We start from the raw sequence: 16,627 nt of genomic DNA, 5'->3' as shown, positions 1-16,627 counted from the left end.
ATTTTAGTAATGGCGAGGGGTCTGTATGGGTACCTTAGAACGCATTTCCAAAGTCTTTGAATCAGCAAAAGAAATTCCTTTTAACGATTCCTCCAGGATCATTATCATGAGTGATGTGCATAGGGGGGATGGAAGCTGGGCTGATGGTTTTTCCAAAAACCAAAATCTATATTTTGCTGCTTTGACCCATTACTACAAAGAAAACTATAGTTATATTGAGATTGGGGATGGCGACGAACTTTGGGAGAATAAGAAATTCTCCGATATCTTGCTCGTGCACAAAGATGTCTTTTTACTTCTTGCGAAATTTTTCAAGAAAGAAAGACTTTATTTCATCTTCGGCAACCATGATATGGTCAAAAGCAGAGAACGATTCGTACGAAATAAGCTATACCACTATTATGATGAACAAGAAAAAAAACAGGTTCCTTTGTTCGAAAATATCAACGTTTATGAGGGCTTAATTTTACGGCATGAAATCACAGGTCAAAAAATTCTTTTGATTCATGGCCATCAAGCAAGCTTCCTGGATTATAAACTGTGGAAATTAAGAAGGTTTCTCGTCAGGTATTTATGGAGAGATATTGAATTATTTGGTTTTAATGACCCGACAAGCACAGCTAAAAACTATAAAAAGAAAGAGTCTATCGAAAAAAGCATTACTGAGTGGGTCAAGCGAGAGAAGCACATGCTGATTGCCGGCCATACTCACCGGCCGATGTTTCCCGAAGTCGGTGAACCCCCATATTTTAATGATGGAAGCTGCGTTCATCCCAGCTCAATAACCGGAATTGAAATTGCCGATGGTTTTATTACACTGGTCAAATGGAAAGTCAAAACCAGAGAGGATGGGACAATGTTTATCGGCAGAGAAATATTGGGCGGACCAAGGAAATTAAAAGATTATTTCATTCTTCGCCCTGACTAGAGGATACGGATCAAAACAGATTTGTTTTTCCCGGCCGGTACTTCAAGGAAAAACAGATCTGTTTTTTTTATACAAAAATCGCTTGCCAAAAAATAGCAGGATTTTTGTTACAACTTTACCCTTACTTTAATACAATATGGCATAAGTATTTTATTTTTTTGCTGATTACAGGCATTTAAAAAAGGGGTCATTTATCGTGTATAAGATTATACGAGAAAAGGATATCTCTGTCGGTCAAAGCTATGAACTGAAAAAAACAATTACCCAAACAATGGTTAATGATTTTGCCCGGCTTACAGGAGATTTCAATCCTGTCCATATTGACAAGGAGTACTGTGAGAAAATCAATTTAGAAAGTCCCATCGCCCATGGTATGCTTTCCCTTTCTTTCTTATCCACTTTGATCGGGATGTATCTTCCGGGTAACGGATCAATCATCATCAGCCAGACTGCCGACTATCTATTACCGGTAAGGGTCGGAGATACCGTAAAAGTGAGCGGGAAAATCACCGACAAGCAATATGGCGGCGCTCTGAACCTCTGTATCCTTACAGTCAAATACAGGATAAAAAATCAAAGGGACCAGACGGTTATACGGGGAATCATCAAAGTGAATTTGAAATAACGAAAAGAAGGCAAAGGAATGGAAAAGAAAGTATTTTTAATTACCGGAGGCAGCCGGGGTCTTGGCAAAAAAGTTGTAGAAAGACTGGCGCTGAATAAGGAGCATATGATTTGCTTTACCTATCTCAATTCTCAGGACGCTGCTCTGCAGCTGGCCCGGGAAACCGGTGCCTTCTCTCTTCAATGCAACCAGCAAAATGGTGATGAAGTGCAAGATACCGTCAGGAAAATATCTTCTACATTCGGCAAAATAGACGTTTTAATCAATAATGCTTGTCCGGCTTTTACTCCGACCGACTTTTTAAACTCCGATTCCGATCATTTTAAAAGCCTGCTGGATATCCATGTCATGGGCGCTTATTTTTTTTCCAGGGAAACTTCCCCGTTAATGAGAGATCGTCATTCAGGTAAGATCATCAATATATTATCCTCCTATGTCTTTAATCTTCCGCCGAAAAAAATCGCTCATTATATCACTGCCAAATATGCTCTCATGGGGCTTTCCAAAGCCCTGGCCGTGGAACTCATTCCATACGGGATTACCGTGAATATGATTTCTCCCGGACTAATGGCCACGGACCTGTCTAAATACCTGCCTCGAAAGTACCTTGAAGTTTACAGTGCTAACCATCCGATGGGCCGAATGGCCTCAACAGACGATGCCGCAGATATTCTGGAATTCTTAATATCTGATCAAGCTGATTTTTTAAATGGAATCAATATTCCTGTTAATGGAGGGGAAACATTCTAATGCGACAAACACTTCATATTGCTTTACTCAGTAACTGCACTACTGAATATATCGCAATTGCTATGAAAGAGGAGTACTCCAATAACCAACTGGCTTCGGAAATACTGAACATGCCTTATAACCAGTACAATGCTGAAATATCCGATCCAAACAGCAATTTATATCGCTTTAATCCGGAGATTATTTTCTTCTGCTTAGAGGGAAGACTTCTTTTCGAAGAATGGTACCGTTCTCCTGTTTTGAAAAGCAGTGAAGAGCTGAAGACTTCTGTTATTCAAGAAACATTCGAATCGCTGAAGACGACGCTTGAGACTGTCTTAACCAACAGCAAGGCAACCATTATTTTCAACAATTTCCCGGTCCCTTATTATAGCCCTTTAGGCATCTTGGACAATAAAGCCAAACCAGGCTTAAAGGATATGATCTCCATATTGAATTCCAAGCTTGAAGAATGGGCCCGGGACCGGGAAAGACTATATATTTTTGACTACCATGGTCTTTGCAGCCAGTATGGCTATGATCGCGCAAAAGATGAAAGAATGTATTATTTGACCATGAGTCCGGTTTCAATTCCCTTTGCCAGGGTTCTTGCCAGGGAGTATTTAAGATATGTTTTGCCAATAAAGAATAAAAACAGGAAATGTCTGGTTCTGGACCTCGACAATACTCTCTGGGGTGGAATTGCCGGGGAAGATGGGCTCTCCGGAATAACTCTTGATATCTCCGGCGCGGGCAGAAGCTTCTATGATTTTCAGCAGGAGCTGATCAACCTGTATGAAAAAGGGGTCATTCTGGCGATTAACAGCAAGAATAATTTAAAAGATGCCATGGAAATCATTGAGGATCATCCCCATATGCTTTTAAAGAAAAATTTCTTTGCAGTCATGAAGATCAACTGGAAAGATAAGAGTGAAAATATGCTTGAAATTGCCAGAGAGTTAAATATTGGTTTAGACAGTCTGGTGTTTTTTGATGATAATCCTGTAGAACGGGAACTGATCACAAAATTGCTTCCTCAAGTAAAAGTCGTCAATGTCCCCAAGGATACCAGTAAATATGTCGATACTTTGAGAAAGCTCGCCGACTTTGAAGTTTTAAATCTCACCGAGGACGATCGGAAAAGAAATGAAATGTATCTCGCCAATAAAAGACGGGATGAAGAAGAGCACCTGTTTCATTCCAAAGAAGATTTTTTAGCAAGCTTACAGTCTAAGCTTATCCTAGAAACAGCAAACCAGTTTAACCTTCCCAGAATTGCTCAACTGATCGGCAAAACAAATCAATTTAATATGACAACACACCGGTATCCTCAGGATCACGTCAAGAGCATGTCGGTCTCTGCGGACCACATGGTGTTCTGTGCCTCGGTTACGGACAAATTTGGGGACAATGGAATTGTCGGGGTTTGCCTCATCAAGCTATCCGGAGATATTGCCCAGATTGATACGTTCTTGCTCAGCTGCCGCGTTCTCAGCCGAAATATTGAGTACTGTTTTTTATCTTCAATCCTCGCTATTCTTCAGTCAAAAGGGATAAAAAAGGTCTTTGCCTATTATATTGAAACTCCCAAAAATGAAGCCAATAAACACTTTTACCCTTCGGCCGGCTTTCAGAAGCTCAGTCAAGAAGGTTCTAAAACGGTTTATTTGATGTCGGAGCCATTCACCTTAAAAAGTTTCGATTATGTGGAAATACAGATAGAAAGCGGAGGAAAGTAAGGTGGACAATAAATTTATAACCATTGTTGCCCATACACTAAAGGTTGACCCCAAGACTCTTAATGAAAACTCTACGGCAGATGTGACACCTGGCTGGGACTCCCTGATGCATTGGGTGGTCATCAGCGAATTGGAAGATATCTATGAAGTTGAATTTACTATGGATGAAGCCACTTCATTCAAAAACCTCGGTGACATTTACACCACCCTGATGAAAAAACTCTCTTGAAAATACAGCTCAATACCAGCCCCTACAGAAATAACCACAATTTGACTCAGGCAATTCGTGGTTATTTTTTTATTAAAGATTTTATTTCTGTTCCGCTCTCAGACATGCGGAAGATCATCATCCAAGATATATCGGCTTTAACGGCTTATTCATCACGACGTGTTTATCCGGAACATCAAAATAAATAACCGTTCCCATACCGATTTTGACTTCTTCTCCAATATTTATTTTTTCCATAATCACCGCATTTGACCCAATCAACACACTTTGCTCAATAATGACATTCCCCGCGACTACACAATTGACCAGGCAGGATGAAAAATCCCCAATCTTTACATCGTGTCCGATCACCGCGCGCATGTTCAGCAAAACAAATTTACCGATATTGACATCGACCGACACTACCGTATCTAATCCTAAGATGGCCCCTTCACCCAATGCTGCACCATCGGCTACTTTAGCTTTTGGATGCACCAGCGTGGGAAAACTAAGCTGATATTCCTTAATTTTTTCATATATACTCTTTTTCGTCCTGGGATCACCAATTGCGATCACAATATTGGTCTTTGAAGTAAAGTCTTTTAATATCTCCGACGAACCGAGTATTCGATATCCACAAATCAGTTTTTCATAACCAGGTCTGGTATCGTCAATATAGCCAAGGATTCTCCACTCCTCATGAACGGAGTTGATATCCTTGATTAACTGAACAATCTCCTTGGCTAATCCTCCTGATCCGTAGATAATTAAATCTTTCATAAAATGGTCCATTCCCTTTCTCTCAATCTTTAATATAAATATGCAAAACCCCACTGTTTTAATTAGCATGATTTAAATAAAAATCAAAATTTTCCTGGGCCCACGCTTTATGATAAAGATGATCGATCATCGATTCCGGGTCATGAACCGAAGCGCAATAAGAAGTTCTTTTTCCCTGGGCAAGTTCATTAAAATATTCAAGATATTTCCACCAAAAAAGTGCGGCAAAGGATTCATTTTTATATTTTTCATTCCTTAGCTGAAAACATGTGTCATTGACTTGATCAAGCTTACATAGATGCTGGCCTTCACATTGCATACAAGGAAGATACTGCGTCTGATCTATCTCAATATTGTGCGCAAATCCGGCTTTAAATGAGCTGTATTGGTTTACTCTTATAGATAATTCAGCATCTCCAAAAGCGCATTCCTCGCACCAGTAGCCTATTTCTTTAATCAATTCTGGTCTTAAACATTGGCAATGTCCCGGTACAAAATCCAGCATCACTCCAACCTTTCCATTTTTCAGTTGAGAAAAACAGACACCGTCTTTTTCCTTCCTGATGATTTCCGGCAAATAATAAGGATACGGATTAGCACGAGGCAACCCCAGAAGGCCTGCCTCCGGAAACGTGTCAAAGACTTTCAAAAATCTGGTTATCCAATCAGGTGTCTTGATATAGATATCACTGTCTAAAGCAATAAAATATTGTTCAGGATGCCTTTTTGCCAGGACATAATTCACTGCGTAAATTGGTCCTGCGTTTTCAGCAAGCTTTTCTCTTAATTTTATCCGGGGATCAGTTAAGCTCATAACATAATCCCATGTATCATCCTTTGAGTTATTGTCTATAATGCAGAGTTCAAAATCATCCGCAGTTCTCAATAAAGCATTGAGATTTCTAATATTCAAACCCATTCTGTTCCAAGTAATATAGCTTACCATTGGTACCGGCATAATGTGATTATCCTTTCAAATTGATTTATATTTTTCCAGATCTGTCTATTGAGCAATTGCCTTTTCGTTTGGCCCATCTATTAGCATAATATGGATAAAGTTGTCCAGTGTTACAATCTCCCGTATTGCTCACAAAGGAACTTGTCACCTTTTATATCCTTGTACATATCCTGTATTACTAGCAATAATTGGTATTTAAGATCCTTTCTTATTCACAAGCCTTGAGTGTCCTGACTGGTTAAATCGAAAAATACCTTGACTTTCTGACTTTCTGCTGTTTGCAAAAAACAGTCGGCGCAGTAAGGAGTAATCTTTCATAAAAAGAGGTGAAATTAATCATGTCCAAAAAACTTAAAATCATTAAAAAATCATTGGCCATTATTGGGGGAATATTATCTATTGGCGCTGTTTACGCAGTATGCAAAATATATTCTGCCAAAACAGAGTCTAACAAGGATACCGATATTGATCTTGATATTGATATCGATAGTGATCTCAATATCGATCCTGTCTTCCCTATCGATCCTATCAATCCTATCGATCACAGATATAAGTATTGGTAACAAAGTATCTCAATCAAACACAACGCTACCCTACACTTAAATCCTATCAAATGAAATCTCCTGTCACAGCGATCGCTAGGACAGGAGATTTTGCAGCCGTAAAAGAAACCTCCGGAATCTATATTTCTCTTTCGATTCGGAGGTTTACGCAATTTTTGAACACTTTTTAAATTCCGGCAGTTATTTATCCCACCAAGCCCGGTTATTTTGATACCAGCTTATCGTCTCTTTTATTCCTTTTTCCAATTGGTAGCTGCATTTCCAGTCGAGTTCCCCGGCTATTTTCTTGCTGTCTAAAGCGTACCGCCTGTCATGACCAGGTCTGTCCGTAATTTTCTCTATTCTGCCTGTTTCCTTCCCCAGATGTTTTAAAATCAGCCTGGCCATTTCGATATTTGAAACCTCATCTCCGCTCCCGATATTATAGACTTCTCCAAGCTTTCCTTTTAACAATACTTTAGTGATTGCCGCACAATGATCATTGACGTGAATCCATTCCCTGATATTTGTTCCATCTCCGTATATCGTAATGGCTTCATCTTTTAATGCTTTAATGATACATGAAGGGATAAACTTTTCAGCATTTTGAAATGGACCGTAATTATTGCTGCACCGTGTAATCATTGCAGGAAATCCATAAGTTTTTACAAATGCTCTGACCATTAAATCGGCTCCCGCTTTCGAGGCCGAATATGGACTATTGGGCATCAAGAGAGAGCTTTCCGTAAAAGAATCATCGTCATTTTCCAAACTTCCATATACTTCATCTGTAGAAATCTGCAAAAACTTTTTATTTTGATCATTACTTTTTTTCCAAAAATTCTTGAGACATTGAAGGATATTTAATGTCCCCATGATATTCGTATCCCCAAATATTGAAGGATCATCAATACTCCGATCCACATGCGATTCGGCAGCAAAATTTATGACATAATCCGGATCATATTCTTTGATGATTTTGGTGAAGTGCTTTTCATCACAGATATCTCCTTTAACAAAACAGTACCTCGGATTGCTGTCCAAATCTTGAATATTCTCAATATTACCGGCATAAGTCAGCTTATCATAGTTGATCACTTTATCGTCTTTATTCGTCTGCAAAAAAAGCCTGATATAATTGCTTCCGATAAAACCGGCTCCTCCTGTCACTAAAATCACGTTCACTTTTGTCTCTCCTTAATCAAATACTGAATTTTATAAAAATCTATAGACTGATTTCACTGTCATCTCCTACAAAGAAGGAGTTCGAAAAAGGTCTGTTCGTTTTTCTTTTTATCGAAACGTTTTTTCCGATTAGACTGCTTGTTATTCTTTTACTCACACTTTCCAAATGGGTATTTTCCAGAACAATACTATTGTCTATTTCACATTCTTTTATGATTGAACCTTTGCCGATAGAGGTATATGGTCCTATACAGCTATTAATGATCAATACATCTTCGTCGATATGAACAGGACCATGAATAATGCTGTCTTTTACCACTACATTGTCGCTTGCTTTTACTTTCCCGGAAATTGACGAAGCACAGTCGGAAATAAAACAATATTTGTTTTCGATCTCATCAAGCACCAGCCTGTTGGCCTCCAGGATATCCTCCAATTTTCCCGTATCTTTCCACCATCCTTGGATGAGCTCGTAAGTCACCCGGCCACCCATCTCCAATTGTTTTTGAATCGCATCAGTTATTTCCAGCTCTCCCCTGCCCGAAGGTGTGATTTTTTCAATGGCCGGAAAAATGCTGGGACCAAAGAGATAGATCCCCGTTATGATTAAATCACTGATGAACTCCTTTGGTTTTTCCGCAAGCCCAATAATACAGCCTTTATCATCTACAACGGCAACCCCAAATTCCCCAGGATTATTGACTTTATGAAGTAAAATCGTGCTGCTTGCCTGATTAGAATAAAAATTTTCTATTAACTTGCCCAAATCCATATTAAACATATTGTCACCCAGGATCATCATAAAATCACTGTCCCCAATGAATTCTGCCGCGGTCTGAACAGCATGGGCAAGCCCCAGAGAATGAGCCTGATAAATATAAGTGATCTTTACATCCCATCTCTCACCGTTTCCAACTGTATTTTTTACTTTTTCCTGAGTGTCTCCTACAACGATCCCAATATCGTTTATTCCTGATTTTTTGATCTTTTCAATGATATGAAAGATGATGGGTTTATTGGCCAGAGGCAAGAGCTGTTTGGCATTGGAGTAGGTTAACGGCCTCAGTCTGGTGCCTGTACCTCCGCTTAAAATTAATGCTTTCATCCTCTAAAAGTCTCCTATGATTAAAATTAAGAACTCCTGAGTTGTCCTTTTTACATAGTATTTTGCAGGTTTGTATCTTGTGAATAAGAAAATAAATAATTGGCAAAAAATGGCCTAAAGGTTTGTCACGATGGACAACTATTTCCATATAATAAATCGTGAAGATTGGACTAACTTAAACATTCAGCAAGATCATTTTTTCCGCGGCGCCATTTGCGCCTAAACTCCAATCGATATTAGCCATTCTTATCGTTTTTTTATATGAGGTGTATAAAATGGATCACATTGAAGGTTTTCCAAACCCTTTCTATATTACCCAACCATTAATGCCTGAATGGGATGAATTGTCCCGGATCATGAAATCAGTTTTTGAGAGCAATCAACTCAGCAATAATGGAAAAATGGTCATGGAATTGGAAAATCAGCTTGCCGACTTTCTCGGTACCGACTGTCTTTCGGTCTTCTGCAACGGCACAATTGCTTTACAGGTTGCCTGCCGGGCTTTACGTTTATCCGGAGAAGTCATCACTACTCCATTTACGTTTGCCGCCACAGTTCATGCCTTAACCTGGAGCAATCTCAAGCCTGTTTTTTGCGATATCCAGGAAGACTCTTTAAATCTTGACCCGGATTTGATTGAATCCCTGATTACGGAGAAAACCACCGGGATCTTGCCCGTGCATGTATTCGGTACCCCGTGCAATGTGGAAAAAATCCAACAGATTGCCGATAAATACGGTCTCAAGGTTTTGTACGATGCCGCTCATGCCTTCGGCGTAAAAATAAAGGATAAACCGATCGCATCTTATGGAGATATTTCGATGTTCAGCTTCCATGCCACCAAGATTTATCACACGATTGAAGGAGGCGCTTTAGCCTGCAATAATCCTTATTTAAAAGAAAGGCTAGACAGTCTGAGAAATTTTGGGATAAACAATGATTCTACCGTGAAAGAACCGGGCACCAACGGCAAATTAAACGAGATTCAGGCTTCAGTAGGCTTGCTTTTGCTAAAAAAAGTGCAGGCCGAAATTGAACAAAGAAAATATTTAACTGATTTGTACCGTCAACTGCTTCATGATCTTTCAGGGCTTCAGGTTTATCAGGATATCGAAGGAATTCGCCACAACTACCCGTATTTCGCTGTTAAAATTGATCAACATCAATTCGGACTTACCCGTGATGAGCTTCATGAAAAGCTTTTGCAATACAATGTTATTTCACGCAAATATTTCTATCCACTTTGCAGTAACTTTCAATGTTATAAAGATCTGCCGTCTGCCTCTGAAACAAAACTCCCTATCGCCAACAAAACGGCCAATTCCATTTTGGCTTTACCTCTCCATGGGAGAATGTGTGAATCTGATGTCAAGAAAATCTGCACAATTATTCGAAAAGTAAAACCAAAATAAGATTTGATCATAAAGCAAAAGGATTGAGATAAAAAGATGAAAGAAATAGACTCTGCCGTTAAAGAAATTCTAAAAATATATGGATTAAGCGGCCTCATACCGGATGAACAAAAAACCGGATCTGCTTCATATCCTCCTCCGTTTATTAGTTATATCACCTTCAACCGTCTTGGCTTGACCATAAAAAATTTAAACAATATTCTTGATTCCGACGAAGACTTTGAGATGCATATTATCGATTGCAATTCCAAAGACAACACCTGGGATTATATCAATAGCCTGCAGGATAAAAGAATCAAGTCTAAAACCCAGTTCAAGTTAAATCTCGGACCAATTTATGCCGCCAACTTTAATTTAGCCAAAAGAAGACCTGATCAGTACTTTATTGCGATAGACAGTGATGTTTATATTAAAACAAAAAACTGGATATCACGCTTTATGGAGGTCTTTGAGGCTTTTCCTGATGTTGGTCTTTTAGGGGTAACAAGAGACAACCCTTATCCGAGACACATGCCGCCCATCATCCCTAAGATAAGTGGGAATGCCGCCTATCTGGAGCTGAGAGATGCCCAGATCGACGGAATAATGGACTTCATTCCCGGAAGCCTGCAAGTCCTCAGACCGGAACTGTTTACAGAAATAGGCTATTGGAGTGAAGAAAACGGGTATGGGGATGCCGAGCTTTCCCCCAGGGTAACCCACTACACTTCTTTTAAGGCCGGGTTTGTCACGACAGTAGAGATTGATATGACCCAGTCGATCGGCTGTGCCCAGTGTCAGGGACAAGAAATCTGCACCTTAAATAAAAGCGATCAGACATGCTATATGCTTAGCAAAAAATCTAATGTCAACGATTCCTTTGCCAGTAAATTCAAATGGAAATACCTTGAAACGTTCAAGGAACTTTCGGAAGGAAACAGGACTGCCTATTGTGCTTCAATTAGTGATCCCGTCTCCATTGTCGAGCATAAATATAATATGGTCTGGGCAAGTGAAAATTTTGAACACTATATCAGCAGATCAAACTAGGGGTGGATTAATGAACATTTATATCAGTGCCTCCTGGAAAAAACGTGTCATTGTACGGGAGCTGGCTCAAACTCTGCGGGCACATGAGCATGAGGTTTTTGACTTTACTGACCCGGACTGCCGGAAAAGTTATGAAGCTCCGCCTGAAATGTTTCCTGAAAAATTTAATCCCGAGCGGCATAATTATCGTGAATATCTGAACCGTCCTGAGTGGAAGGCGGCTGTGGATGAAAACCGTGAGGCCATTGCCCAAGCGGATCTAATTATCCTTTTGCTGCCATGTGGAATAGATGCTACCGCCGATTGGGCCCTGGGAATAGGCTTAGGCAAACGTACGATTATTGTCGGCCACCCTCATAAAGGAGAAAGCAGCGAAGTCCACCTTTGGGCAGACGCTCTTCTTGACGGAATCGACGACATCCTTCCCTGGCTGGAATATAATTACGCGCTTTTTTTATAGAAAGGACGCCTTTTGCCTTCCAAGAAAAATTCAGACAGCTTATTCACAAAATCCGGACAAGTCACATAATTTAATACAGAACCGGAAAAGACAAAGAATGCCAGAGGGGGTCTGAACATGTGTTTAATCGTTTCAATATTCTTTCCGATTATCACGATAGAATTAGCAGTTATTATTTGGTTGTTATTTCGTATTTTAGATGAGATTGAAGAGTTAGAACGTGAAAAACCACCGTTTCCTCGGCCATTTCCATTTACCCGATGTTGTTAAACACGTACCGCCTTTTTAACTGTTGATTTAAGCACAAGGATAAAATGATAAACAGCATGCAATTGGAGTTGTATGCTGTTTATCTCTGCTAGGATTCTTTTAAGCTGTTAAAGAAATTCTGGTTATATAAAACACTGGGGTCATCAGGCTTATATTCCGCGGCTTTGTCATTATAACCCCTTGCCTCTTCAGTATGGCCCAGCTGGTAATGACAGTAGCACAATTCTATCCAAGGGATATACCCCCAGTAATCTTCCCGGACAAATCCCCAGCTGTTTTTAGGTTTCTTTAGATTTGTAGCCAGTTCAAACCAAAAGACGGCTACCTCATAATTCTTTTTATTTTTAAAAAAATAACCGATCTGGCAGCAAGTTTCAGCCCTGGGTGCGGCATATTCAAAGCTTTTGAGTAATGCCGGAAGCTCATTATTATTGTCCCCTATCGCTTTGTAACATTTGGCAAGTTCCCCGCAAGCACAAATATTATCTTCAACCCAACCCTTTTCAGAATTCAGGAAATCGGTAAAATATTTTATGGCATCCTGAAATCTGCCATGGTCTTTTAATTCCCGGGAAAAATAGTAAAGCCCCCGGGGCGTTAATTCCCGGCCTTCCGCAATTATTTTTTCATAGATTGCAATATTTCTGCCCGGTTGAGCGGGATGTATTTTTTGATGTGTTACACAGATCTCAACACTGATGATCTTTCCTCCGTAGAGCAGATATTCGTGCACCGGTTCGTACCATTTGTAATTGCCTGATCTCTTGGATAATCTTTCCCGGTAATAGCTGAATGTTACGTTTCCCTGAGCATCAAAACCCGTGTTATATTTCATCATCACAATATCCACTGCGGGGTCAAGGCTGTCTTTGAGTTCTTTCAGCTTTTTTCCGTCCTCAGGTAAAATTACATCATCGGCATCAAGCCAAAAAATATAGTCCATTGTTGCTTTGGAAAAGGAATAATTTCTGGCGGCTGAAAAATCCTCGATCCACTGGAAATCGTAAATTTTTTCACTGAATTCTTTGGCAATTTCTTTTGTTTGATCCGTTGAACCGGTATCGACAATAATGATCTCATCTACAATCTCTTTTACAGAATTCAGACATCTGGCCAGAGTATCCTCTTCATTCTTCACGATCATACATAAACTAACTGTTGTCATTGGTTTACCTCATTAAAATAATCTCTGTTCAATAATATATTTTATTTGAGGCTTAACTGTTCATTTTTTCTTTGGCAGTCATTTGACAAAATACTGATCTATTGCGTCATCAATTCCAAGAGATACCTCATTCTGGCCAGATCATATTTGCGGAACACTTTAAGCGCTTGTTCCGGATTATGATAAACTTTCCAGTACCCGCATAACAGAAAACTTGTCCCTTGATATTCAATAAAACCTTTTACATCTTCTAATGGGTACCCCAAAAATATTCCGATTTCGTGCGGGAACTTTTCCTGAAACCTCTTTTTTAACCGTTGCAGAATATCTTCTAAATTCCCTATACAATATCCCATGTTTTTCAAAAAATCCTTATTTTCCGTTTTCTCCAGCGTCTGTACGATTTTATTTCTCTGATAGAAAAGAATACTGATATGGTTTTCAGATTTGAGCAGCTCAAAATAATAGACATTCAGCCTGCTGCAAATCCTGTCTTTTTGCTCTTCCCAAATATTCAATATGTCTCGAGAATGATTGCTCAAGGCAATTAATGAAGAAGGCTTGATATTGACCAGAGTTGGTGCGGCCTGAAAAGCAATCTTCATGAACAAGTACTCATCATCCTCCCGCTTGTTCAAATACTGGTTAAATTGTTCCAGAATAGCTTTGTTCATTTTGATCTCCTTTAAGACTCCAAGGCTTCTTTCCTCATATCTTGTCCGGAATGCCAGGCTTTATTTATTCTTACTCTATTGAACGTGAAAAAAGGATACCTTTTTCAGTACCCTTTAATTGTCTTCTGATGATTGACTTTATCCTCATCTTGTTTTCTATTTTTAAATTGCCGGTGTTATTTTAAAAGCTCGGAAGCGTAAACAAATTCAATCCCCTTGCTTTCCAATTTTGGTATCATCTCTTCCAGCACTTGAGCCGTAATTGCTCCTCCTTCTGCCCCAACGTGTCCGATAACAACCGCATAGCCTTCTTTCAAGGCTAGTTCTCCTGCCTCAACCAACTGACCTTCTATATAACCCTTCGTTTTTGAGGAATGTTCCAAGAAAATATTTCTTTGTAAGAATTTGACCCCAAAACGTTTGGCTACAGCCTTACAAACAGTATTTGGTGTGGTTCTGCTGTCTACAAAGTAAAGATTTCTCGCTTTAACGACTTCCATGACGTTGGATATCACTCTTTCATTTTGACTGGCCAGTGATCCCATATGGATGTTTACCCCTACAGCATGAGGTACCGAATCAATGGATTCTTTGGCAATCTTTTTAATCTCGTCATTGCTTGTTTTCAGCATAATCGGCCTTCGGCCAAGCCAGTTTATATTATCGACTGTCTGAGATTGCATCGGCATATGTACGATCACTTCATATCCCCGTTTATGCGCTTCAGTCGCATCACTTGTGGTGTAAGTCAAAAAAGGCATCACAGCAAATGTCAAATGTTTTTTGATCTTCATGATCTCATTGACCCCGTCCCTGGCTTCGCCAAAGTCGTCAATGATGACAGCAATCTTCGGTTTCCCTTTACCGGCGTTAACAGCCTCATCAGAATCATTACTCAGGTTGCCCGCAGTCAAATCCTGACTGCGATTGATCAACAGGGCGGACCCGGCAAACAGAGATAAAAGAATAAACGATAGAAAAATCAATAAAGGTCTTCTAGGAAGAATAAGTATTCGCATTTTCATTGCTTTACTCCAATCAACTATTGTCACTTTATCATATTACGATTTTTCTTTTTTATTCTTGATTCCTACTCAACCGCTAATCCTTTCTTGCCCCGTAAAAATGATGCGACTGCTGCGATAAGGGATAATGCCGTTGAAATGTAAAAGGCAATGTGCAAACTGGACATCACCGCAGGCGCAATCAATTCCGGAAAAAACAGCTTGCCCAGAACCAGCTGCTGACTGGCCTGGGGCAATTGGTTCAGAACCGCAGCCGGAAGAAGCTGAGCCATAGGATTATATCCTAAGAAAGCAGCAAATAAAGCTCCGGTCGGCGGCAGGTTGGCCACTTGCGCAGCGGCTGCGGCGGGCACCCCCGCGTTGATCAGTCCCTGGTACATCGCAGCAGGCAGATGGTGAGCCAAACCGATGATCAAAATACTAAAATATAATGTCATACTTAAAGCAGATCCTGTGTTTTGCAGAGTAGCCCGCATTCCGGAGGAAGCTCCCCGGTGTTCCGGGGGAACAGTATTCATAATAGCAGTTGTATTGGGGGCGGCGAACATTCCCATCCCCACACCGGCAAGGAGCAGGATGATGACAAAGGGGAGATAGTTGAAATTTGCAGGCAAAAGAGTCAAAAGGATAAAGGCTAATGCCGATATCAGCATACCTGTTGTAGCGAAGCCGCGGGCACCATAACGGTCAGACAAAAAACCGCTTATCGGACCAATGATAAAGAAGCCCAGCATCATCGGAAGCATATAAATTCCCGCCCATAAAGGTGTCTGTTCAAAGCTGTAACCATGGAGCGGCAGCCAAATCCCCTGTAACCAGATGATCAGCATAAATTGCAGCCCGCCGCGTGCAATGGAGGACAGAAACAGACTCAGGTTCCCTGCCGCGAAAGCTCTGATCTTAAACAATTCCAAACGGAACATAGGGGTTTCAGTATGCAGTTCAATATAGATAAAGGCAATGATCAGGATGATTCCGATCATGATACCGGAAATCACCAGCGGATTGCCCCAGCCCATTTTTTCCTGACCGTAGGGCATGATCCCGTAGGTCAGAGCCAACAGAAGAATCGTCAGGCCAACAGCAAATGTTCCATTGCCCAGCCAGTCTATTTTCTGTCGTTGCGATACTGTCCCTGTATCCCGCAGTTTAAGATAAGCCCAAACCGTACCGGCCAAACCCACCGGAACAGTAATCAAAAAGACCAGCCGCCAATGAATATCAGCTAAAAGGCCTCCAGCAACTAATCCCACCAGAGAACCCCCGATCCCCAGGATTTGATTCAGTCCCATGGCGGTTCCTCTCTGGTGGGGCGGAAAAGCGTCTGTAAGAATCGCCGTACTGTTGGAAAACAAAAATCCGGCGCCGACACCTTGCAGCAGCCGCAAGACCACCAATTCGGCCGCCCCCGTATTTCCTTTTCCGGGGGTAAAAACCAGCAATATGGAAGCCGCGGTAAAGATAGCAAAACCCAAGTTATACAGCCGAGCGCGTCCAAAAATATCGGAGATCCGGCCAAAAGAAACCAAAAGGGTTGCCGTCACCACTGTGTAACCCATCAGAAGCCAGAGTAAGTACACCGTACTCCCGGGAGCCATTGGATTGATTTCAATCCCCCTGAAAATAGCGGGCAGGGAAATTAAAACAATATTTCCATTCAGAGTAGCCATAAAAACACCTAATGATGTATTGGATAAGGCGATCCATTTATATCTTGAATTTTGCATGACACGTTCCTTTTCTTCCTCTTTAATCATTTTATCTCTTCGTTACTTACCCCGGAAATTTGAAAT

General features: G+C 40.5%; 17 protein-coding genes. 9 read left to right on the top strand and 8 right to left on the bottom strand.

The features are described 5' to 3' along the window. Window positions 1-25 precede the first annotated feature (25 nt). From SGLY_RS07795 to SGLY_RS07775, 5 genes are all read left to right on the top strand, one after another. Window positions 26-928 carry a metallophosphoesterase gene (locus tag SGLY_RS07795; RefSeq protein ID WP_013624733.1) on the top strand — a complete coding sequence of 301 codons (903 nt, stop codon included), beginning with the start codon at window positions 26-28 and terminating at the stop codon, window positions 926-928. Window positions 929-1,124: 196 nt separating this feature from the next. Beyond that, complete coding sequence (locus SGLY_RS07790; RefSeq protein WP_013624732.1) at window positions 1,125-1,553, top strand: MaoC family dehydratase; 429 nt, start codon at window positions 1,125-1,127, stop codon at window positions 1,551-1,553. Between the two features lie 18 nt (window positions 1,554-1,571). Beyond that, on the top strand, window positions 1,572-2,303 hold the full coding sequence (locus tag SGLY_RS07785) for an SDR family NAD(P)-dependent oxidoreductase (RefSeq protein ID WP_013624731.1): 732 nt from the start codon (window positions 1,572-1,574) through the stop codon (window positions 2,301-2,303). After that, window positions 2,303-4,021, top strand: a complete 1,719-nt coding sequence (locus SGLY_RS07780; protein WP_013624730.1) for an HAD-IIIC family phosphatase — start codon at window positions 2,303-2,305, stop codon at window positions 4,019-4,021. The genes SGLY_RS07785 and SGLY_RS07780 overlap by 1 nt, the downstream gene beginning before the upstream one ends. Window position 4,022: 1 nt before the next feature. Further along, window positions 4,023-4,250: an acyl carrier protein gene (locus SGLY_RS07775; RefSeq protein ID WP_013624729.1), complete on the top strand. Its 228-nt coding sequence runs from the start codon at window positions 4,023-4,025 to the stop codon at window positions 4,248-4,250. A gap of 117 nt (window positions 4,251-4,367) precedes the next feature. On the opposite strand, the gene SGLY_RS07770 is transcribed toward SGLY_RS07775, so the two are convergent. Continuing rightward, entirely contained in the window at window positions 4,368-5,009 is a 642-nt protein-coding gene (locus tag SGLY_RS07770; protein WP_169312020.1) for a NeuD/PglB/VioB family sugar acetyltransferase, read from the bottom strand. Between the two features lie 58 nt (window positions 5,010-5,067). Beyond that, the gene (locus SGLY_RS07765; protein ID WP_013624727.1) at window positions 5,068-5,967 is read right to left on the bottom strand and encodes a glycosyltransferase family 2 protein; all 900 of its coding nucleotides are present in this window, start codon (window positions 5,965-5,967) and stop codon (window positions 5,068-5,070) included. Window positions 5,968-6,305: 338 nt separating this feature from the next. Between SGLY_RS07765 and SGLY_RS07760 the strand changes: the two genes are divergently transcribed. After that, window positions 6,306-6,530 carry a hypothetical protein gene (locus SGLY_RS07760; protein WP_013624726.1) on the top strand — a complete coding sequence of 75 codons (225 nt, stop codon included), beginning with the start codon at window positions 6,306-6,308 and terminating at the stop codon, window positions 6,528-6,530. Window positions 6,531-6,710: 180 nt separating this feature from the next. Here SGLY_RS07760 and rfbB read toward each other — a convergent pair whose 3' ends face one another. Beyond that, window positions 6,711-7,694, bottom strand: coding sequence for a dTDP-glucose 4,6-dehydratase (rfbB, locus tag SGLY_RS07755; protein WP_013624725.1), 984 nt, complete (start codon window positions 7,692-7,694; stop codon window positions 6,711-6,713). A 40-nt stretch (window positions 7,695-7,734) separates the two neighbouring features. Beyond that, a complete protein-coding gene (locus tag SGLY_RS07750; RefSeq protein WP_013624724.1) occupies window positions 7,735-8,799 on the bottom strand; it encodes a glucose-1-phosphate thymidylyltransferase in 1,065 nt (354 codons plus the stop codon). 275 nt (window positions 8,800-9,074) lie between these two features. Between SGLY_RS07750 and SGLY_RS07745 the strand changes: the two genes are divergently transcribed. The 3 genes from SGLY_RS07745 to SGLY_RS07735 are packed head-to-tail and all read left to right on the top strand — an operon-like array spanning window position 9,075 to window position 11,700. After that, window positions 9,075-10,211 carry a DegT/DnrJ/EryC1/StrS family aminotransferase gene (locus SGLY_RS07745; RefSeq protein WP_013624723.1) on the top strand — a complete coding sequence of 379 codons (1,137 nt, stop codon included), beginning with the start codon at window positions 9,075-9,077 and terminating at the stop codon, window positions 10,209-10,211. A 36-nt stretch (window positions 10,212-10,247) separates the two neighbouring features. Then, the gene (locus SGLY_RS07740) at window positions 10,248-11,240 is read left to right on the top strand and encodes a glycosyltransferase (protein WP_013624722.1); all 993 of its coding nucleotides are present in this window, start codon (window positions 10,248-10,250) and stop codon (window positions 11,238-11,240) included. 10 nt (window positions 11,241-11,250) lie between these two features. Beyond that, window positions 11,251-11,700, top strand: a complete 450-nt coding sequence (locus SGLY_RS07735; RefSeq protein WP_013624721.1) for a hypothetical protein — start codon at window positions 11,251-11,253, stop codon at window positions 11,698-11,700. 358 nt (window positions 11,701-12,058) lie between these two features. Here SGLY_RS07735 and SGLY_RS07730 read toward each other — a convergent pair whose 3' ends face one another. The 4 genes from SGLY_RS07730 to SGLY_RS07715 all read right to left on the bottom strand — a co-directional run bounded on the left by SGLY_RS07730 (window position 12,059) and on the right by SGLY_RS07715 (window position 16,591). Next, entirely contained in the window at window positions 12,059-13,135 is a 1,077-nt protein-coding gene (locus SGLY_RS07730; RefSeq protein ID WP_013624720.1) for a glycosyltransferase, read from the bottom strand. 98 nt (window positions 13,136-13,233) lie between these two features. Beyond that, window positions 13,234-13,809 carry a DUF3793 family protein gene (locus SGLY_RS07725; protein ID WP_013624719.1) on the bottom strand — a complete coding sequence of 192 codons (576 nt, stop codon included), beginning with the start codon at window positions 13,807-13,809 and terminating at the stop codon, window positions 13,234-13,236. A 176-nt stretch (window positions 13,810-13,985) separates the two neighbouring features. Further along, window positions 13,986-14,834 (bottom strand): divergent polysaccharide deacetylase family protein, encoded by an 849-nt coding sequence (locus tag SGLY_RS07720; protein ID WP_013624718.1) that lies wholly within the window; start codon window positions 14,832-14,834, stop codon window positions 13,986-13,988. Window positions 14,835-14,899: 65 nt separating this feature from the next. Next, window positions 14,900-16,591: an MFS transporter gene (locus SGLY_RS07715; RefSeq protein ID WP_013624717.1), complete on the bottom strand. Its 1,692-nt coding sequence runs from the start codon at window positions 16,589-16,591 to the stop codon at window positions 14,900-14,902. Window positions 16,592-16,627: the final 36 nt, after the last annotated feature.

Source organism: Syntrophobotulus glycolicus DSM 8271, from assembly GCF_000190635.1.
Lineage (GTDB): Bacteria > Bacillota > Desulfitobacteriia > Desulfitobacteriales > Syntrophobotulaceae > Syntrophobotulus > Syntrophobotulus glycolicus.
Note: the sequence above shows the minus strand (reverse complement) of the source record. Positions and strands in the feature narration are given on the sequence as shown.

What these genes read in the sequence shown, in the direction of transcription:
- SGLY_RS07795 (WP_013624733.1), top strand. Translation starts at nt 26, where the DNA reads ATGGGTACCTTAGAACGCATTTCCAAAGTCTTTGAATCAGCAAAAGAA.
- SGLY_RS07785 (WP_013624731.1), top strand. Translation starts at nt 1,572, where the DNA reads ATGGAAAAGAAAGTATTTTTAATTACCGGAGGCAGCCGGGGTCTTGGC.
- SGLY_RS07780 (WP_013624730.1), top strand. Translation starts at nt 2,303, where the DNA reads ATGCGACAAACACTTCATATTGCTTTACTCAGTAACTGCACTACTGAA.
- SGLY_RS07770 (WP_169312020.1), bottom strand. Translation starts at nt 5,009, where the DNA reads ATGAAAGATTTAATTATCTACGGATCAGGAGGATTAGCCAAGGAGATT.
- SGLY_RS07765 (WP_013624727.1), bottom strand. Translation starts at nt 5,967, where the DNA reads ATGCCGGTACCAATGGTAAGCTATATTACTTGGAACAGAATGGGTTTG.
- SGLY_RS07760 (WP_013624726.1), top strand. Translation starts at nt 6,306, where the DNA reads ATGTCCAAAAAACTTAAAATCATTAAAAAATCATTGGCCATTATTGGG.
- SGLY_RS07750 (WP_013624724.1), bottom strand. Translation starts at nt 8,799, where the DNA reads ATGAAAGCATTAATTTTAAGCGGAGGTACAGGCACCAGACTGAGGCCG.
- SGLY_RS07745 (WP_013624723.1), top strand. Translation starts at nt 9,075, where the DNA reads ATGGATCACATTGAAGGTTTTCCAAACCCTTTCTATATTACCCAACCA.
- SGLY_RS07740 (WP_013624722.1), top strand. Translation starts at nt 10,248, where the DNA reads ATGAAAGAAATAGACTCTGCCGTTAAAGAAATTCTAAAAATATATGGA.
- SGLY_RS07735 (WP_013624721.1), top strand. Translation starts at nt 11,251, where the DNA reads ATGAACATTTATATCAGTGCCTCCTGGAAAAAACGTGTCATTGTACGG.
- SGLY_RS07730 (WP_013624720.1), bottom strand. Translation starts at nt 13,135, where the DNA reads ATGACAACAGTTAGTTTATGTATGATCGTGAAGAATGAAGAGGATACT.
- SGLY_RS07725 (WP_013624719.1), bottom strand. Translation starts at nt 13,809, where the DNA reads ATGAACAAAGCTATTCTGGAACAATTTAACCAGTATTTGAACAAGCGG.
- SGLY_RS07720 (WP_013624718.1), bottom strand. Translation starts at nt 14,834, where the DNA reads ATGAAAATGCGAATACTTATTCTTCCTAGAAGACCTTTATTGATTTTT.
- SGLY_RS07715 (WP_013624717.1), bottom strand. Translation starts at nt 16,591, where the DNA reads ATGATTAAAGAGGAAGAAAAGGAACGTGTCATGCAAAATTCAAGATAT.